The following is a 15,209-nucleotide window of genomic DNA, read 5'->3' on the forward strand; positions in this document are numbered from 1 at the left end:
AAAGATGGAGGATAAGAAAATGGAGACAAACAGAGAACATATGAGGCTGGAGATGGAGAGCCTTTCCCGGAATGAGGAATTTGCCAGGGTGGTGACAGCCGTGTTCATGAGCAGGCTGGACCCCACCCTGGAGGAGGTGGATGATGTGAAGACAGCTGTATCCGAGGCAGTGACCAATGCAGTCATACATGGCTACAAGGGCGGGCAGGGTACCATATATCTGGACCTGACTGCAGATATGGAGGAACACACCCTGACCGTGGCAGTGAAGGACTGCGGTGTGGGCATAGCGGATGTGAAACAGGCCATGGAGCCCATGTTTACCACGGACCCGGAGGGAGAGCGCTCCGGCATGGGATTTTCCTTTATGGAGGCGTTCATGGACCAGGTAGAGGTGGAGTCTGAACCAAATCATGGCACATTGGTGACAATGAAGAAATTCATCGGCAGGTGACGGCGATGGATGAGACCATGAAATTAATCAATATGGCTCACGAAGGGGATAAAGCGGCAAGGGACCGGCTGGTCATGGACAATGTGGGGCTTATATGGAGCATTGTCAGGCGGTTCTCCGGCCGGGGGTATGAGATGGAGGACCTGTTCCAGATTGGAAGCATCGGACTGATTAAGGCCATCGACAAATTTGACACTGGATTTGATGTGAAATTTTCCACCTATGCAGTGCCCATGATTACAGGGGAAATCAAGCGTTTCCTCAGGGACGACGGCATGATTAAGGTCAGCCGCTCCATCAAGGAACTGGGGGTTAAGGTCAGGGCTGCCAGGGAGGAAATGACGTACAGTCTGGGAAGAGAGCCCACCATTGAGGAAATTGCAGGCAGGCTGGGGACCAGCCGTGAGGAGGTGGCCGCATCCCTGGAGGCTGCTGCGGAGGTGGAGTCGCTGTACCGCCCTGCGGACAGCGGGGATGAGAATTCCACCTATCTCATGGACCGTCTGGCCCAGGACAACAATGACCATGAGGATTTGTTAAACCGAATGGTTTTAAAGGATTTGATGGAGGGACTTGAGGAAGAGCAGAGGGAAATTATACTGCGCAGATATTTTTACAATGAGACCCAGACCCAGATTGCGGGGGAGCTTGGCATTTCCCAGGTACAGGTGTCCCGGCTGGAAAAACGTATATTGAAAGAAATGAGGAAAAAACTGTAAACAAAAGCCGCAAGGTATAAAAAGTTCCATGGAAGTTATACTAGATACCAGAAACCAATTAACATTTTTGAAAAGGATGTGATTCTTATGGGTTTTGGTAAACGAGTATGTGAACTGCTTGCAGTCATAGCCTCCCTTCTCCTGATAGGGGTCCTGATATGGTATCTGTCCTCAGGTTTCGGAGACAGGGGATATGAAAAGGAAGGGACGCTGGTGTGGGAGGAGATGGATGAGCCTTCCATGGAAGAGGAAGTTTGTCCGGCCTTTGTGACTGACCCTGTGTCCATGATGTACGGACAGCAGGAAATCCAAAGGAGCGGAAAAGGTCTATGAACCATACAGTCTATTTAAAACTAAGTCAAATCACGGAGCTGACCCACAAGGACGTTGTCCTGAAGGACGTTGCCCAGGTTTACTGCGACGACCAGAATGTGATGAACAAATGCAATGCCATGAAGGTCATGACCGTGAAGGTGGATGCCAAGCGCCGCTATATAGTAAGCGCCCTGGACGTAATCAACAAGCTGAAACAGCTGGACTCCACCATTGATGTAAACAACGTGGGGGAGGCGGATTTCATCATTGCCTACAAGCCGCCTTCCCCGCCTGCTTACGTCTGGCAGTGGACCAAGACCGTATTTGTCTGCCTGGTGTGTTTTTTCGGCGCCGCATTTGCCATCATGACCTTTAACAATGATGTCAGTGTTACCGATGTGTTCAGCGAGGTGTACAGGCTGGTTATGGGTTATGAATCCGGCGGTTTCACCGTGCTTGAGGTAAGCTATTCCGTGGGTCTGGCTGTGGGCATCATCGGTTTTTTCAATCACTTTGCAGCCATAAAACTGAATACGGACCCCACGCCGTTAGAGGTGGAAATGCGCCTTTATGAGGACAATATCAGTAAGACCCTGATTGCCAATGACGGCAGAAAGGAGTCAAAAATTGATATTACTTAAAAAATGTCTGCTGGCGTTCTTCGGTCTGTGCGCCGGCGGCATCATTGCAGCCGGCGTATATGCGTTCCTGGCCATCATAGGCGTGTTTGTGCGCCTCATGGGAAAGACAGGCACCAGGAAGCATATTTTTCTGTATGAGACAGTTATTATTCTGGGCGGTGTCCTGGGAAATATACTGGATATTTATGAGTTTCCCATTTATATGGGGCCTTATCTGGGCACCCTTTTCATATGTGTATTCGGACTGTCCGTAGGGATTTTCGTGGGCTGTCTGGTCATGTCCCTGGCGGAAACCCTGAAAGCCCTTCCGGTTATCAGCAGGAGGATTCATCTGGCTGTGGGACTGCAGTATATTATATTTGCCCTGGCAGCAGGGAAGATGGCAGGAGCCCTGGTCTATTTCTGGAACCGTATGGCTTCCCTTGGATGACGAGGCCAAAGAGGGCGAGGCCAAAGAGGATGAACCTAAGAGGATGAGCCAAAAAGGTTTAGGGCTGTCCGCAGCCGGATTTTGAGAGGAGTAAACAAATGGAGATTGATAAGAAAAAGTATGAGGAGTACGTGAAACAGGTGACTCCCACCCACAGCCTGGCAAAAAACATGGCAGCGGCCTTCCTGGTAGGCGGAATCATCTGTGTGCTGGGGCAGTTTGCCCTGAATTTCATGATGAACAACATGGGCATGGACCAGGAGACAGCGGCGGCCTGGACTCTGCTGGTATTGATTCTGCTGAGCATCCTGCTGACCGGATTCAATATATATCCAAAGATTGTGAAATTCGGGGGTGCAGGAGCCCTGGTGCCCATTACCGGGTTTGCCAATTCCGTGGTGGCTCCGGCCATAGAGTTCCATGCGGAGGGCGAGGTGTTCGGCGTGGGCTGTAAGATATTTACCATTGCAGGGCCGGTTATTTTGTATGGGGTTTTGACCAGCTGGGTGCTGGGGCTGATTTACTGGGTTGGGATTGCAGCGGGGATTTTTTAAATCTAAAAGAAGGTGTGGAAAGAGCAGAGTAATAAGAGGAGGTATCCGCTTATTATTCTGTTTTTTCGTAATATAAAGTTGGGGCAGCCTTTTTGTGTAAATAGAGAATGAATCATCAGATATAACCCCAGAAAATGGACTGGAAAAAATTCCCTGGTCCATTTTCCATTTTATGGGGACAGACAGTTGACTTTTTACAGGTTCTCTGATATCCTATACGGGTTAGCGTAGGCTAACATTAAACGGAGGAGGGTTCGCATTGAAGTACATATGGATTAACCCAGTGGCAGAGAACATGTATCACAGAGAGGCATTGGCGTGTTTCCTGAAAAAGCACGGATTTGTGCAGGTACGGTGCAATACAGACTGGGGAGCTGTTGTTAAGGGAAAGTACAAGTCCCAGATAGAAGCGGGCAGGGGGACGGTGGCGGATATGCGGTGCCCCATGGCAGGCAGGATGGCGGCGGATTACCGGCAGAGGCGGGGAGCCGGGCAGCGGGGAGACAGCCTTGTGATACCGGATATTGAACCAATCCTGATTCACTGTGCCAGGGAAATCAGCGGGAGAAGGGACCTGGAAGACGGCCTGAAAATCATAACCACGCCCTGCCGGGCGCTGGCGGATGCAGGCAATGCCTTAAAGCTTAAAGACACAAGATTCCTGACCTGGAACGGGCTTTTGCGGGAACTGGGTGAAACCGTGGCAGATGCCTGGGCGGAATGCGCTGCTTATGGGAAGGCGGCTGTACCGGGAGGCGCTACACGATGCCTGAAGTCCAGCCCTATTCCGCCTGGTTTTTTTGAGGATTTGGAGACAGATACAATCAGTTTGACCGGAGAAGAAACCATAAGACTATACCTTGAAAAGGAATCCTGGAAGCAGGTCAGGCTGGTGGAGATGCTCTACTGTGATATGGGATGCCACAATGGTGATGGAGTGATGGCAGATGAAGAATAGGTGGAACAGGTCAATGGCCCCCCTGATTGGAATAGGGGCAATTCTGCTTATATGGTACGGGGTCTGCCGGGCGGATATGTTCAGCGCCTATGTACTGCCGCCTCCCTCCAGGGTGTTCCGGAGTTTTTATAAGATGGCTGTGAACGGTGAGCTGTGGAAGGATATTTTTATCAGCTTTGTCAGAGTCGCAAAGGGATTTTCCATTGCTTTTGTGCTGGCCTTTGGTCTGGGGATGGTACGGATTCTGCTGCCGGGAACCAGCGGATATTATGAGTATGTGGTGCAGTTTTTCAGGAATGTACCGCCTCTGGCCATGATTCCGCTGCTGATTCTGTGGTGCGGGATTGGGGAGACAACCAAGACAGTTATCATTGTCCTGGCATCCTTTTTCCCCATGTATCTGAATATTGTGAAGGGATTTACGGGGTGTGATAAAAAGCTTTTGGAAGTGGGGGAAATGTTCGGATATTCATCAGGAAGGAAGTTCCTGAGGATTGTACTGCCGTACGCTGCATCCGATATACTGGTGGGAATGCGTATCGGCCTTGGATACAGCTGGCGGGCCATCATCGGAGCTGAGATGGTGGCTGCTTCCACGGGCCTGGGACATATGATTCTGTTTGCCCAGCAGATGTCCAGGACAGACAAGGTCATTGTGGGAATTCTGACCATTGGCGCGGTGGGATACGTGACGGACCGTCTGTTCGGTTTTGCAATCAGTAAAATGTTGAAAGGAACCTGTGACAATGGCTGGGATTAAGCTGAAGTACATTTATAAGGAGTATAGGGTGGAGGACAGGCCTGTCCAGGTGCTGAGAGGTATCAGCCTGGATATACCGGAGGACCACATTACAGTTATTCTGGGCAGGAGCGGGTGCGGAAAAACCACCCTTCTGCGGCTTACAGGAGGACTGGAGAAGGCTGACAGCGGGGAGATACAGTATGAGGGCTGCCACAGGACCGCCTATGTATTTCAGGAACCCAGGCTGATGCCCTGGCTCACTGTGTGGGATAATGTGACCTTTGGGCTCAGGAAGAAGGAGCAGGACAGGGATACTATAAGAGATATTATAAATACCGTAGGATTGGAAGGGTTTGAAAAGGCATATCCGTCCCAGCTGTCAGGAGGGATGCAGCAGCGGGCAGCCATAGCCAGGGCGCTGGCATACCGCCCGTCCTTCATTATGATGGACGAGCCCTTTGCAGCCCTGGATTATTTTACCAGGGAACAGATGCAGAAAGAGCTTTTGCGGGTCCGGCAGAAACTGAGGTGCAGCATCCTGTTTGTGACCCACAGTATCGATGAGGCGCTGCTTCTGGGACACAGGATTGTGGTCATTGAAAACGGACTTGTCAAGACCCAGGTGCAGGTACCGGAGACGGCAGGGGACAGGAACCTGATGGATGATATGTTCATCTCCCTGAAGCGGCGTATTATTGAGAGCCTGAACGCAGGGGACTGGGAACTGGAGCTATATAGCAGGAATAGACAGACATAAAAAGACAGAATAAGGAGAAATGAAATGAGAAAATTTATAGCATTAGGGCTGGCCCTGTGCATCGGGGCATCCGCCCTTACCGGATGCGGCAAGGCATCGGCAGGAGCAGCGGAGGCAGATGCCCGGCAGGATGCCCTGGAAGATACACAGTCAGGAGGAAACAAGGCTTCCTCCGGTCTGGACAAGCTGGCGCTCACTTATGTTACCTCGCCGCTCAACGTTCCTACCATCATTGAGCGGGACCAAAATATATTTGCAGATGCATTCAGGGACATGGGTATTTCCCTGGAATATGCGGAAATCAATTCAGGAGCCGACCAGACACAGGCGCTGGCATCCGGGGACGTGCAGATTCTTTATGGGGTGGGAGCAACCTCTGTTATCCTGTCTGCTGCCAACGGGGCGGATATCAAGGTGCTGAACATGTACAGCAGGTCCCCAAAGGCATTCTGCATGTACTCTGCAGATGACAGCCTGACTACCCCGGAGAGTCTTAAGGGAAAGACCATTGGGGGACCGGCAGGGACGAATCTCCATGAGCTTTTAGTATCGTATCTTGCGGCTGGAGGGCTGACCATGGATGATGTGAATTACGTGAATATGTCCATTGCAGATGCCAAGGCGGCCCTGGACGGCGGCAGCGTGGATATAGCCCTGATTGCAGGAGCAGCCGCTTATCAGGCAAAGGAGCAGGGGTATCACATGGTGGCTGATGGGGAGGGACTCATGAAAGCTATGATTGCCGTGGCTGTCAGAGATGATTTTTATAACGAAAATCAGGATGTGATAGACCGCTTTATGGAAGCCCAGAACCGCGCTGCCGCATTTATGAAAGACAATCAGGAGCAGGCCCTTCAGATTGCAGCCAGGGCACTGGATTTGGATGAAGAGGCAGTAAAGGAGATGTATGCCTTCTATGATTTTTCCATGGATGTCACGGATGAGGATAAGGAAGGATTCCAAAAAACAGCTGATTTCATGCTGGAGTCAGGCATGATAGAGGAAGAACTGGATGTGGATGGTTTGTTCTTATAAGCTTGAGCGTAAACGGTATTACGATTTTGGTTGATATAACAAAGGTAACATCCATTCCGGACAATATTCCGGAGGATGCAAAAGAAATGGCCTACAGCAGCAAAAAACAGGGACACGTCTGTCATTTGACGGCGGTGTCCCGTTTTGTTCTGTTCTTCTGTTTCACTGGTTTTCTGCCATTTTTATGGCTGCAGTGTTTTTATTACCATCTTCATCACTTCATCTTCGGCTTAAATATAAGGGATGCCAGGTAGCCAAACACCAGGGCGCCACATATTCCCGCGGAGCTGGCCGTGAGTCCGCCCTTAAAAATACCCAGAATGCCGTCCTCTCCGATACCTTCCTTCACGCCCTTCCAGAGGGTGTTTCCAAAGCCCAGAAGAGGCACGGTTGCGCCTGCTCCCGCCCACTTTGCAAAAGGTTCATAGAGCCCTATGGCACCCAGTATGGCGCCGCTGACCACCAGGGTGACCATGACCCGTCCCGGCATCATCTTGGTCTTTTCCAGCAGAATCTGGACCAGGGCGCAGATAATACCTCCCACGATAAATGCTTTTATATAGTCCATGTCATTTCCTCCTTAACTGTCTATATGTTCAATGACGACCGCATGGGCAATGCCCGGTATGCTCTGTCCTTCATTGAAGCTTACCGAGGACAGAAGGGCTCCGGTGGGAACAAATAAAACCCGTTTCCAGGTGCCGTCCTGTACCTTGGGGAGGATGTAGGAGCACAGGGTAACGGCGGAACAGCCGCATCCGCTACCGCCCGAATGGGTGTCCTGCTGTTCCTTGTCATAAATCTCCATACCGCAGTCCATGTGAAGCTGGCTTAAATCCCTTCCCTTATTCTTCATGAACTCCAGCAGGATGGTCCTTCCCACCTCGCCTAAATCACCGGTAATGATTTTGTCATACCAGGTCTCATTGACCTGGAAGTCCTCCAGGTTCTGTTCAATGGTATGGAATGCAGCCGGGGCCATGGCAGCTCCCATATTCATGGAATCCTTGGCCCCCATGTCCACCATACGCCCGGTTGTGATGCCTGCGATGCGGGCCATTCCGTCTTTCCGGTTGCCTGCCAGAACAACCGCGCCGCAGCCCGTGACAGTCCATGTGGCTGACGGCGGCCTCTGGTTCCCATAAGCTAACGGAAAACGGAACTGCTTTTCCGCCGTGGCAAAATGGCTGGATGCCATGGACATGACCTGGTCCGCATATCCTGCATTGACTGCCATGGCTCCCAGTCCCAATGCCTCTCCCATGGTGGAGCAGGCCCCATAAAGGCCAAAAAGAGGAATCTCCAAATCCACGGTTCCAAAGGACGTTGCTATGAGCTGTCCCAGCAGGTCGCCTGCAAACAGGTAACGCAGCTCACCCTTTCGTATGCCGCCCTTCTCAATGACCAGGTCTGCAGTTTTTTTCTGCATGGTGCTCTCAGCCTGTTCCCAATTATCCATACCAAACATATCGTCCAGTTCCACCTCGTCGAACAGGCTTCCCAGAGGACCTTCCCCCTCTTTTTTTCCAACGACGGAGCCGGCACTTATAATGACCGGGGGATGTTCAAATTCAATACTTGCCTTGCCTTTCATCTGTCCCATTTCATGCACTCTCCTTCCTGTAACAGGATGTAATAGTTACAGTATCCCTCGTTTCCGGAAAAATACTCAAAAATAAATAAACCGGAAAAGCTGGATTATTTGCTTTTCCGGTTCATATAAATTTCATTTTAAATTTCAAGTATCCGGGACCAATCCTAGTAAGGACGGTTCCCCGGCCCAAACCCTTCCGTGGTTTCCGGCGAGGTCTGGTATCCCGGACCGATGGGTGTCACGGTGGGCCCGGTATTTCCAAAATCATCCGTATTGGGCGGTATGATGGTGGATGCGTCGGAGTGGATGGTGCAGTAGCCTGGGATGGCAAATACGGAATCATCCGTTGCGCCTTCCTCGCCCTCCGGCAGGGTCATGCATACCCTGGTGGTCTTTGTGGGGCAGTATGGGGTGGGGCGCATACCTGACTCAGCGCATACGGTAACCTCCACATGCTTGTCACAGACCTCTGTGGGAGCGGTTCCCTTTGCAAAATATTCGGTGTACACAGCATTGCCTCTGGGGTCGTGGTTGCAGACGCCGGAGACAGCCCGTTTACCGGATTTGCGGCAGATTTCCGCAGTCTCAATGCTGTCAGGCACTGCAAAGCCCGGGTCCGGCATGCCTTCGTGGACACGGTTCATGATGTTGCGCCAGATGTCCTTGTGGAAGGTCGTTCCGCCGTTGTTCACGCCGCCGTGCTTTAGCTTCTGGTTGTTGTCGCATCCGCCCCATATGCCTGCGGTGTAATACGGCGTGTAGCCCACGAACCATACGTCGTTGTTGTTGGAGGTGGTGCCGCTCTTGCCGGCAGCCGTCATGCCTGTCAGGGCTGCGCGGGTGCTGGTGGAGTTGATGGACACGCCGGGGCGTGTGAATTTGCGGTTGCTCTTCATGGATTCCGACATTGCGTCCGTTAAGAGGAAGGCGGTGGAATCCTTCAGCACCTGCTTTGTCTCAGGTTCATTGTCTATCAGTACCTTTCCGTTGTGGTCCAGTATCTTTGTAAAGAAGCGGGGCTTTGTGTACACGCCGCCGTTGGCAATGGACGCATAGGCCGTGGTCAGTTCCAGATTGGAAACGCCCTTTGTTATGCCGCCCAGGGCAGTGGCTGCTCCCAGGTCATCCTTTGTGAGGGAGGTGATGCCCATGTTCTCTGCATACTCCACGCCAAGCTGGGGCGTGACTGTCTCCATGAGGCAGCGCACAGCCACAATGTTCATGGAGTAGATGATGCCGTCGCGGATGCTGGAGTAACCGGTAAAGCCATAGCCGGAGTTCCACCAGTTCCTGAAGCTTTTGGTTCCGATGGTATAGGGCGCATCGTAGTAGACCGTGCCCAGAGTGGCGCCGCAGGCGTCCAGGGCCGGTGCAAAGGCTGTGATAACCTTAAATGCAGAACCCGGCTGGCGGTATACGTTGCTGGCCCGGTTCAGGGTCAGACTGGCCTTCTTTTCGCCGCGGCCGCCGCACAGCGCCTTGACTTCCCCTGTGTGCTGGTCCAGAAGCACAAAGGATGCCTGGGGCTGCAGAATCAGGTTCTGGCGCTCGCCGATGATTTCATCGCCGTCCTTTAAAAGCCATGCCTTGTACTGGTCAATGTCGTCCTGGACCGCTTCCTTGGAGGCGTAGAGTCCCTCGAAGGAGGAATCTCCCAGCACGCTCTTGCGGAAGGTGCGCAGGCTGTCTTCTGAATAGTGCTCCGTGGTACCGTCCCCATGGGTAATGGAAAGCCTGTACTCCACCGAATACTTGGCCACGGAATAGTTGTCCGGGTTATTGATTTCCTCGTCCACAATGGCCTGTAGGGCCGGGTCCTGGGTGGTATAAATCTGGAGTCCGCCGGAGTAGAGGAGATTGCTGGCCTGGCTTTCCGTGTAGTCCAGCTTTTCCATCAGGGAATTGATGACCTGCTCTATCAGCTCGTCCGTAAAATAGCTGTAATGGGTATTGGTCCCCTTGGTGGCCGTATCCACGTTCTGTATCCTGTCGTATACATCATCGGCCAGGGCCTCCTCCTGTTGGGCCTTGGTGATATAATCCTGCTCATACATATACTGGAGTACGATTCTGCGGCGTTCCGCATTGTTTTCGCGTCCTGATATGGGGTTGAGTTTGGAAGGGTTCTTGGTGATGGATGCAAGCACGGTGCACTCTGAGAGGGTCAGGTCGGAGACATCCTTATTAAAATAGCGCTTGGCAGCAACCTTTACTCCCAGGGTATTGTTGCCCAGGTTGATGGTGTTGAGATAGTTGGTGATAATCAGCTTCTTGGTATCTTCCTTGCTCATTCCTGAGTTCTTTTCCAGCTGCACGGCAAGGTACTGTTCCTGGAGTTTACGCTCAATCCTGGCTCCCCAGCCGGATTCCATACCGCCGGAGAACACATTGTTCTTGATGAGCTGCTGTGTTATGGTGCTTCCGCCGCCTGCATAATCGTCGCTGACAATTCCCTTTACAGCCCTGGCAATGGAACGGATGTCAATGCCGTTGTGAGTCCAGAAACGGGAATCCTCAATAGCTACAAATGCATTAATCAAATCCTTTGGAAGCTCCTCGTAAGTGGCTTCCTCCCGGTTGGAACCGCTGGTGACCAGGGTATCTGTCAGGTTCCCGGCAGCGTCATATACCGTGGTGGCAAAACGGCTGGGCTGAATATTTAGAATATCAACGGAAGGGGCATTGTCTATAATGCCTTTAACCATACCGAAACCGATGGATGCACCCACTACTGCCAGAAACAAAAACAGGACAAAAAGCGCCTTAAATATATTAAGGAGCAGCCGTGAAGCGTATTTGCCTGATTTAGAGTGGAGAGACTTAAGCCTACGCTCAGCCTCGTACTTTCCATAGTTCATAGATTCTCCTTTTCGTACATAATCTGAATGGAATCCGCCCCCCTGCGGACCCTCATACCTATCCTGTAGATTATACACCAGTTTTGTAAAATTGAAAAGGTTTAAATATGCCCTTGCCATCGCCTGCTATCTATATTATGATAAAAATCAGGTAAAAAATGTCGAAGGGTGGGGATGAGAACCCACAAATAACCGTAAAGGAGCCGTAAAAGTGGTAGAGAGTTACAAAATCCTGTACAAGGGAGGCACAGGGGAGCTGGTGGAGAAGAAGTCCCGCTTCCTGGCGGACCTGCGCCCGGTGTCCTCAGAGGAGGAGGCCCTGGCATTCATAGAGGAAATCAGAAAGAAATACTGGGATGCAAGGCATCACTGCTTTGCCTATATCATCGGGGACAGGGGACAGAACGCCCGGTGCAGCGACGACGGGGAGCCGTCCCAGACAGCCGGGAAACCCATGATGGACGTACTGGCAGGCGAGGAGCTTCACGATGTGTGCGCTGTGGTGACGCGGTATTTCGGAGGCACGCTTCTTGGCACTGGCGGTCTGGTGCGGGCTTATTCCGGCGCGTTAAAGGAAGGACTTAAGAACTGCGTTATTCTGGAGAAAAAACTGGCTGTCCGCCTGGAGGTCACCACGGATTACAACGGGGTGGGAAAGATTCAGTATATTGCTGCCCAGGCAGGAATCGATACCCTGGATACGCAGTACACGGATAAGGCTGTGTTCACCTTCCTGGTACCTATAGCGGAGGAGGGACGTTTCACGGCCCAGATTACGGAGGGAACGGCCGGAAAGGCCATCATACGGAGAGAAGATGAGGTATACTACGGTCTGGGGGACAGCGGACTGGTGGTGTTTTAGGAAAATGGCGCATTTGGATAAACCATGCTTTTAGAATAAGCGTGTTTTGGAAAGAATAGGAGGAATAGATGATGGAAATGAAAAAGCTGGGATTTGGAACCATGAGGCTTCCTTTGCTGAATCAGGAGGACCCTGCATCGGTGGACCTGGAGCAGGTATGCCGGATGGTGGATACCTTTATGGAAAGGGGATTTACCTATTTTGATACGGCTTACATGTACCACAAGTATGAGAGTGAGCGTGTTGTGAAAAAGGCCCTGGTGGATCGCTGGCCCAGGGACAGCTATGTGCTGGCGGATAAGCTGCCCCTCAGCCATCTGAAGGAGGAGGCGGACATGGAGCGCTTTTTCCGGGAGCAGCTGGAAAAGTGCGGCGTTGGCTATTTTGACTACTACCTGCTTCACAACATGTCCAGGACGTATTATGAGACAGCTGAGCGGCTGGGGGCGTTTGATTTCGCACGCAGAAAACAGCAGGAGGGAAAGGCGGTCAGAATCGGATTTTCCTTCCATTCGGATGCTGAGCTTCTGGAGGAGATACTGGAGAAACATCCCGAGATGGAGTTTGTGCAGCTGCAGCTTAATTACATAGACTGGGACAGCCCTGACATACAGTCCCGTCAGTGCTACGAGGTGTGCCGCAGATACGGGAAGGACGTCATTGTCATGGAACCGGTTAAGGGCGGGACCCTGGCGGATGTGCCCCGGGAGGCCGGAGCACTGATGAAGGCCCATGCTCCGGGTATGACCCCTGCATCCTGGGCAGTCCGGTTTGCTGCCAGCAGGGAGGGGGTTATCATGGTGCTGTCGGGCATGTCGGATTACAGCCAGCTCCTGGACAATACGGCTTACATGCAGGATTTCGTTCCCCTGACTGAGGAGGAGGAGCGGATTGTGGCCAGGGCTGCGGACATTATCCAGTCCGCCACAGCCATAGCCTGTACCGCATGCCAGTACTGTGTGGAGGGATGTCCGAAGCAGATTCCCATACCCAGGTATTTTTCCCTTTATAACCAGTACAGTCTTTTTGGTGAGAAGTCCAATTCCAGGGGCTATTACCAGAATTATGCGGCCAGATACGGGACAGCAGGCGACTGCATCGGCTGCCGCAGGTGTGAGGCCATATGTCCCCAGCATCTGCCCATTGCACGGCATATGAAGGAAATAGCAGAGGTGTTTGAGCCGGCTAAATAGGGCGCCGGATAAAGGAAAATCAACGGGAATAAGCGGAAATGGTGCAAAATCCCTTGCAATCTGTACACACCAATGCTATACTATAAAACCGTGGCTGTAGACGTATATAATAAGGAAGAGTAATCACTATGAAGATGAAAAGAGAAGATGTAAGAAATATCGCTATCATTGCCCATGTAGACCATGGTAAAACCACATTAGTAGACCAGCTGCTTAGGCAGAGCGGCGTGTTCCGCGTAAACCAGGAGGTTCAGGAGCGTGTAATGGACTCCAATGACCTGGAGCGTGAGAGAGGAATCACCATCCTGTCCAAGAACACGGCTGTATTTTATAAAGACACAAAAATCAACATCATCGATACCCCCGGACACGCTGACTTCGGCGGCGAGGTAGAGCGTGTGCTCAAGATGGTGGACGGCGTGGTACTGGTAGTGGATGCCTATGAAGGACCCATGCCCCAGACAAAGTTCGTGCTTCAGAAAGCGCTGGATTTGAATCTGTCCGTCATCGTGTGCATCAACAAGATTGACAGGCCCGAGGCCAGGCCGGCGGATGTCATTGACGAGACGCTGGAGCTGATGATGGACCTGGATGCCACGGATGAGCAGCTGGACTGCCCCTTTGTCTATGCATCGGCCAGGGCCGGATTTGCAAAATACAAGATTGAGGACCCGGAAGAGGACATGAGTCCCCTGTTTGAAACCATTATAAACCATATCCCGGCGCCGGAGGGAGATCCGGACGCAGAGACCCAGGTACTCATAAGCACCATTGACTACAATGAGTTCGTAGGCCGGATTGGCATCGGACGTGTGGACAACGGAGGACTTAAGGTGAACCAGGAGTGCGTTCTGGTAAACCACCACGAGCCGGATAAATTCAGGAAAATCAAGATAGGAAAGCTCTATGAGTTTGACGGACTTAAGAGGGTGGAGGTGCAGGAGGCCGGCATTGGTTCCATCGTTGCCATCTCCGGTATTGCAGATATCCATATCGGCGATACCATATGCACCCCTAATAACCCGGAGTCCATTCCCTTCCAGAAGATATCCGAGCCCACCATTGCCATGTACTTCATGGTCAATGACAGCCCGCTGGCAGGCCAGGAGGGCAAGTATATCACATCCCGCCATCTGCGCGACCGTTTATTCAGGGAGCTGAACACAGACGTGAGCCTGAGGGTGGAGGAAACGGATTCCGCGGACTGCTTCAAGGTGTCGGGCCGCGGTGAGCTTCACCTGTCCGTACTGATTGAAAATATGCGCCGTGAGGGCTTTGAGTTTGCTGTCAGCAAGGCAGAGGTGCTCTATAAGTACGATGAGAGGAACCGCAAGCTGGAGCCAATGGAGCTGGCTTATGTGGATGTGCCTGAGGAATACACCGGCGTTGTTATCCAGAAGCTGACCAGCCGCAAGGGCGCCCTTCAGGGTATGAGCCAGGCAGCAGGCGGCTATTCCAGGCTGGAATTTTCCATCCCCTCCAGAGGACTTATCGGTTACCGCGGTGACTTTATGACCGATACAAAGGGAAATGGTATCCTGAACACCATTTTTGACGGCTACTCAGAGTACAAGGGCGATTTGTTCTACCGTCAGACCGGCTCCCTCATTGCCTTTGAGGCAGGCGAGGCCATTACCTACGGCCTTTTCAATGCCCAGGAAAGAGGCACCCTGTTTATCGGACCGGGCGTCAAGGTGTACTCCGGCATGGTGGTTGGACAGAGCCCTAAGGCAGAGGACATTGAAATCAATGTCTGCAAGACAAAGAAGCTGACCAACACCCGTTCCTCCAGTGCTGACGAGGCGCTTAAGCTGACACCGCCTAAAATCATGAGCCTGGAGCAGGCCCTGGACTTCATTGATACGGATGAGCTTCTGGAGGTAACTCCGGAGAGCCTGCGCATCCGCAAGAAGATACTGGACCCAACCCTGCGCAAGAGGGCTTCTTTCAAGAACAAATAGATAAAAATCGACATTTTGTAAGTGAAATGGCGAATCCTGTCGAACGATTCTGGCGGGATTCGCCTTATTTTTTGTTCTATTATGGCATTTCCCCTCATAAACTATCAATGTGCCGTACAAAAGCAAGAGAATAAAA

At 51.9% G+C, this 15,209-nt stretch carries 16 protein-coding genes; 13 read left to right on the forward strand and 3 right to left on the reverse strand.

All coding sequences use genetic code 11. The features are described 5' to 3' along the window. The first annotated feature begins 4 nt into the window (after positions 1 to 4). From spoIIAB to FGS84_RS27535, 10 genes are all read left to right on the forward strand, one after another. Positions 5 to 454 (forward strand): anti-sigma F factor, encoded by a 450-nt coding sequence (gene spoIIAB, locus FGS84_RS27490; protein WP_330640907.1) that lies wholly within the window; start codon positions 5 to 7, stop codon positions 452 to 454. A gap of 5 nt (positions 455 to 459) precedes the next feature. Continuing rightward, a complete protein-coding gene (gene sigF / locus FGS84_RS27495; RefSeq protein ID WP_207740028.1) occupies positions 460 to 1,173 on the forward strand; it encodes an RNA polymerase sporulation sigma factor SigF in 714 nt (237 codons plus the stop codon). Positions 1,174 to 1,260: 87 nt separating this feature from the next. Beyond that, a complete protein-coding gene (locus FGS84_RS27500; protein ID WP_138311383.1) occupies positions 1,261 to 1,506 on the forward strand; it encodes a hypothetical protein in 246 nt (81 codons plus the stop codon). After that, positions 1,503 to 2,129, forward strand: a complete 627-nt coding sequence (locus tag FGS84_RS27505) for a stage V sporulation protein AA (protein ID WP_138311384.1) — start codon at positions 1,503 to 1,505, stop codon at positions 2,127 to 2,129. Before FGS84_RS27500 ends, FGS84_RS27505 begins: the two co-directional genes overlap by 4 nt. Next, positions 2,119 to 2,559: a stage V sporulation protein AB gene (locus FGS84_RS27510; RefSeq protein ID WP_347563899.1), complete on the forward strand. Its 441-nt coding sequence runs from the start codon at positions 2,119 to 2,121 to the stop codon at positions 2,557 to 2,559. The genes FGS84_RS27505 and FGS84_RS27510 overlap by 11 nt, the downstream gene beginning before the upstream one ends. A 98-nt stretch (positions 2,560 to 2,657) precedes the next feature. Then, positions 2,658 to 3,113, forward strand: coding sequence for a SpoVA/SpoVAEb family sporulation membrane protein (locus FGS84_RS27515; RefSeq protein ID WP_138311386.1), 456 nt, complete (start codon positions 2,658 to 2,660; stop codon positions 3,111 to 3,113). Positions 3,114 to 3,372: 259 nt separating this feature from the next. Next, a complete protein-coding gene (locus FGS84_RS27520; RefSeq protein WP_138311387.1) occupies positions 3,373 to 4,071 on the forward strand; it encodes a hypothetical protein in 699 nt (232 codons plus the stop codon). Then, complete coding sequence (locus FGS84_RS27525; RefSeq protein WP_138311388.1) at positions 4,061 to 4,831, forward strand: ABC transporter permease; 771 nt, start codon at positions 4,061 to 4,063, stop codon at positions 4,829 to 4,831. The genes FGS84_RS27520 and FGS84_RS27525 overlap by 11 nt, the downstream gene beginning before the upstream one ends. Next, positions 4,818 to 5,570, forward strand: coding sequence for an ABC transporter ATP-binding protein (locus FGS84_RS27530; protein ID WP_138311389.1), 753 nt, complete (start codon positions 4,818 to 4,820; stop codon positions 5,568 to 5,570). Before FGS84_RS27525 ends, FGS84_RS27530 begins: the two co-directional genes overlap by 14 nt. Positions 5,571 to 5,594: 24 nt before the next feature. Beyond that, on the forward strand, positions 5,595 to 6,605 hold the full coding sequence (locus tag FGS84_RS27535) for an NrtA/SsuA/CpmA family ABC transporter substrate-binding protein (RefSeq protein WP_138311390.1): 1,011 nt from the start codon (positions 5,595 to 5,597) through the stop codon (positions 6,603 to 6,605). A 214-nt stretch (positions 6,606 to 6,819) separates the two neighbouring features. Here FGS84_RS27535 and spoVAE read toward each other — a convergent pair whose 3' ends face one another. The 3 genes from spoVAE to FGS84_RS27550 all read right to left on the reverse strand — a co-directional run bounded on the left by spoVAE (position 6,820) and on the right by FGS84_RS27550 (position 11,057). Beyond that, complete coding sequence (gene spoVAE / locus FGS84_RS27540; RefSeq protein ID WP_138311391.1) at positions 6,820 to 7,173, reverse strand: stage V sporulation protein AE; 354 nt, start codon at positions 7,171 to 7,173, stop codon at positions 6,820 to 6,822. 12 nt (positions 7,174 to 7,185) lie between these two features. Continuing rightward, on the reverse strand, positions 7,186 to 8,208 hold the full coding sequence (spoVAD, locus tag FGS84_RS27545; RefSeq protein WP_138311392.1) for a stage V sporulation protein AD: 1,023 nt from the start codon (positions 8,206 to 8,208) through the stop codon (positions 7,186 to 7,188). Positions 8,209 to 8,363: 155 nt separating this feature from the next. Beyond that, positions 8,364 to 11,057: a transglycosylase domain-containing protein gene (locus FGS84_RS27550; protein WP_138311393.1), complete on the reverse strand. Its 2,694-nt coding sequence runs from the start codon at positions 11,055 to 11,057 to the stop codon at positions 8,364 to 8,366. Positions 11,058 to 11,268: 211 nt separating this feature from the next. Here FGS84_RS27550 and FGS84_RS27555 point away from each other — a divergent pair, with 211 nt between their 5' ends. The 3 genes from FGS84_RS27555 to typA all read left to right on the forward strand — a co-directional run bounded on the left by FGS84_RS27555 (position 11,269) and on the right by typA (position 15,073). Beyond that, entirely contained in the window at positions 11,269 to 11,919 is a 651-nt protein-coding gene (locus FGS84_RS27555) for a YigZ family protein (protein ID WP_138311394.1), read from the forward strand. Between the two features lie 71 nt (positions 11,920 to 11,990). Beyond that, positions 11,991 to 13,112, forward strand: a complete 1,122-nt coding sequence (locus tag FGS84_RS27560; protein WP_138311423.1) for an aldo/keto reductase — start codon at positions 11,991 to 11,993, stop codon at positions 13,110 to 13,112. 128 nt (positions 13,113 to 13,240) lie between these two features. After that, on the forward strand, positions 13,241 to 15,073 hold the full coding sequence (typA, locus tag FGS84_RS27565) for a translational GTPase TypA (protein WP_138311395.1): 1,833 nt from the start codon (positions 13,241 to 13,243) through the stop codon (positions 15,071 to 15,073). Positions 15,074 to 15,209: the final 136 nt, after the last annotated feature.

The organism is Clostridium sp. 1001271st1 H5, from assembly GCF_005845215.1.
Classification (GTDB): Bacteria; Bacillota; Clostridia; order Lachnospirales; family Lachnospiraceae; genus Enterocloster.

Coding starts and splice junctions, on each gene's coding strand:
- FGS84_RS27515 (WP_138311386.1), top strand. CDS start 2,658: ATGGAGATTGATAAGAAAAAGTATGAGGAGTACGTGAAACAGGTGACT.
- FGS84_RS27500 (WP_138311383.1), top strand. CDS start 1,261: ATGGGTTTTGGTAAACGAGTATGTGAACTGCTTGCAGTCATAGCCTCC.
- FGS84_RS27525 (WP_138311388.1), top strand. CDS start 4,061: ATGAAGAATAGGTGGAACAGGTCAATGGCCCCCCTGATTGGAATAGGG.
- FGS84_RS27505 (WP_138311384.1), top strand. CDS start 1,503: ATGAACCATACAGTCTATTTAAAACTAAGTCAAATCACGGAGCTGACC.
- spoVAD (WP_138311392.1), bottom strand. CDS start 8,208: ATGGGACAGATGAAAGGCAAGGCAAGTATTGAATTTGAACATCCCCCG.
- spoVAE (WP_138311391.1), bottom strand. CDS start 7,173: ATGGACTATATAAAAGCATTTATCGTGGGAGGTATTATCTGCGCCCTG.
- FGS84_RS27535 (WP_138311390.1), top strand. CDS start 5,595: ATGAGAAAATTTATAGCATTAGGGCTGGCCCTGTGCATCGGGGCATCC.
- typA (WP_138311395.1), top strand. CDS start 13,241: ATGAAGATGAAAAGAGAAGATGTAAGAAATATCGCTATCATTGCCCAT.
- FGS84_RS27560 (WP_138311423.1), top strand. CDS start 11,991: ATGGAAATGAAAAAGCTGGGATTTGGAACCATGAGGCTTCCTTTGCTG.
- FGS84_RS27530 (WP_138311389.1), top strand. CDS start 4,818: ATGGCTGGGATTAAGCTGAAGTACATTTATAAGGAGTATAGGGTGGAG.
- sigF (WP_207740028.1), top strand. CDS start 460: ATGGATGAGACCATGAAATTAATCAATATGGCTCACGAAGGGGATAAA.
- FGS84_RS27550 (WP_138311393.1), bottom strand. CDS start 11,057: ATGAACTATGGAAAGTACGAGGCTGAGCGTAGGCTTAAGTCTCTCCAC.
- spoIIAB (WP_330640907.1), top strand. CDS start 5: ATGGAGGATAAGAAAATGGAGACAAACAGAGAACATATGAGGCTGGAG.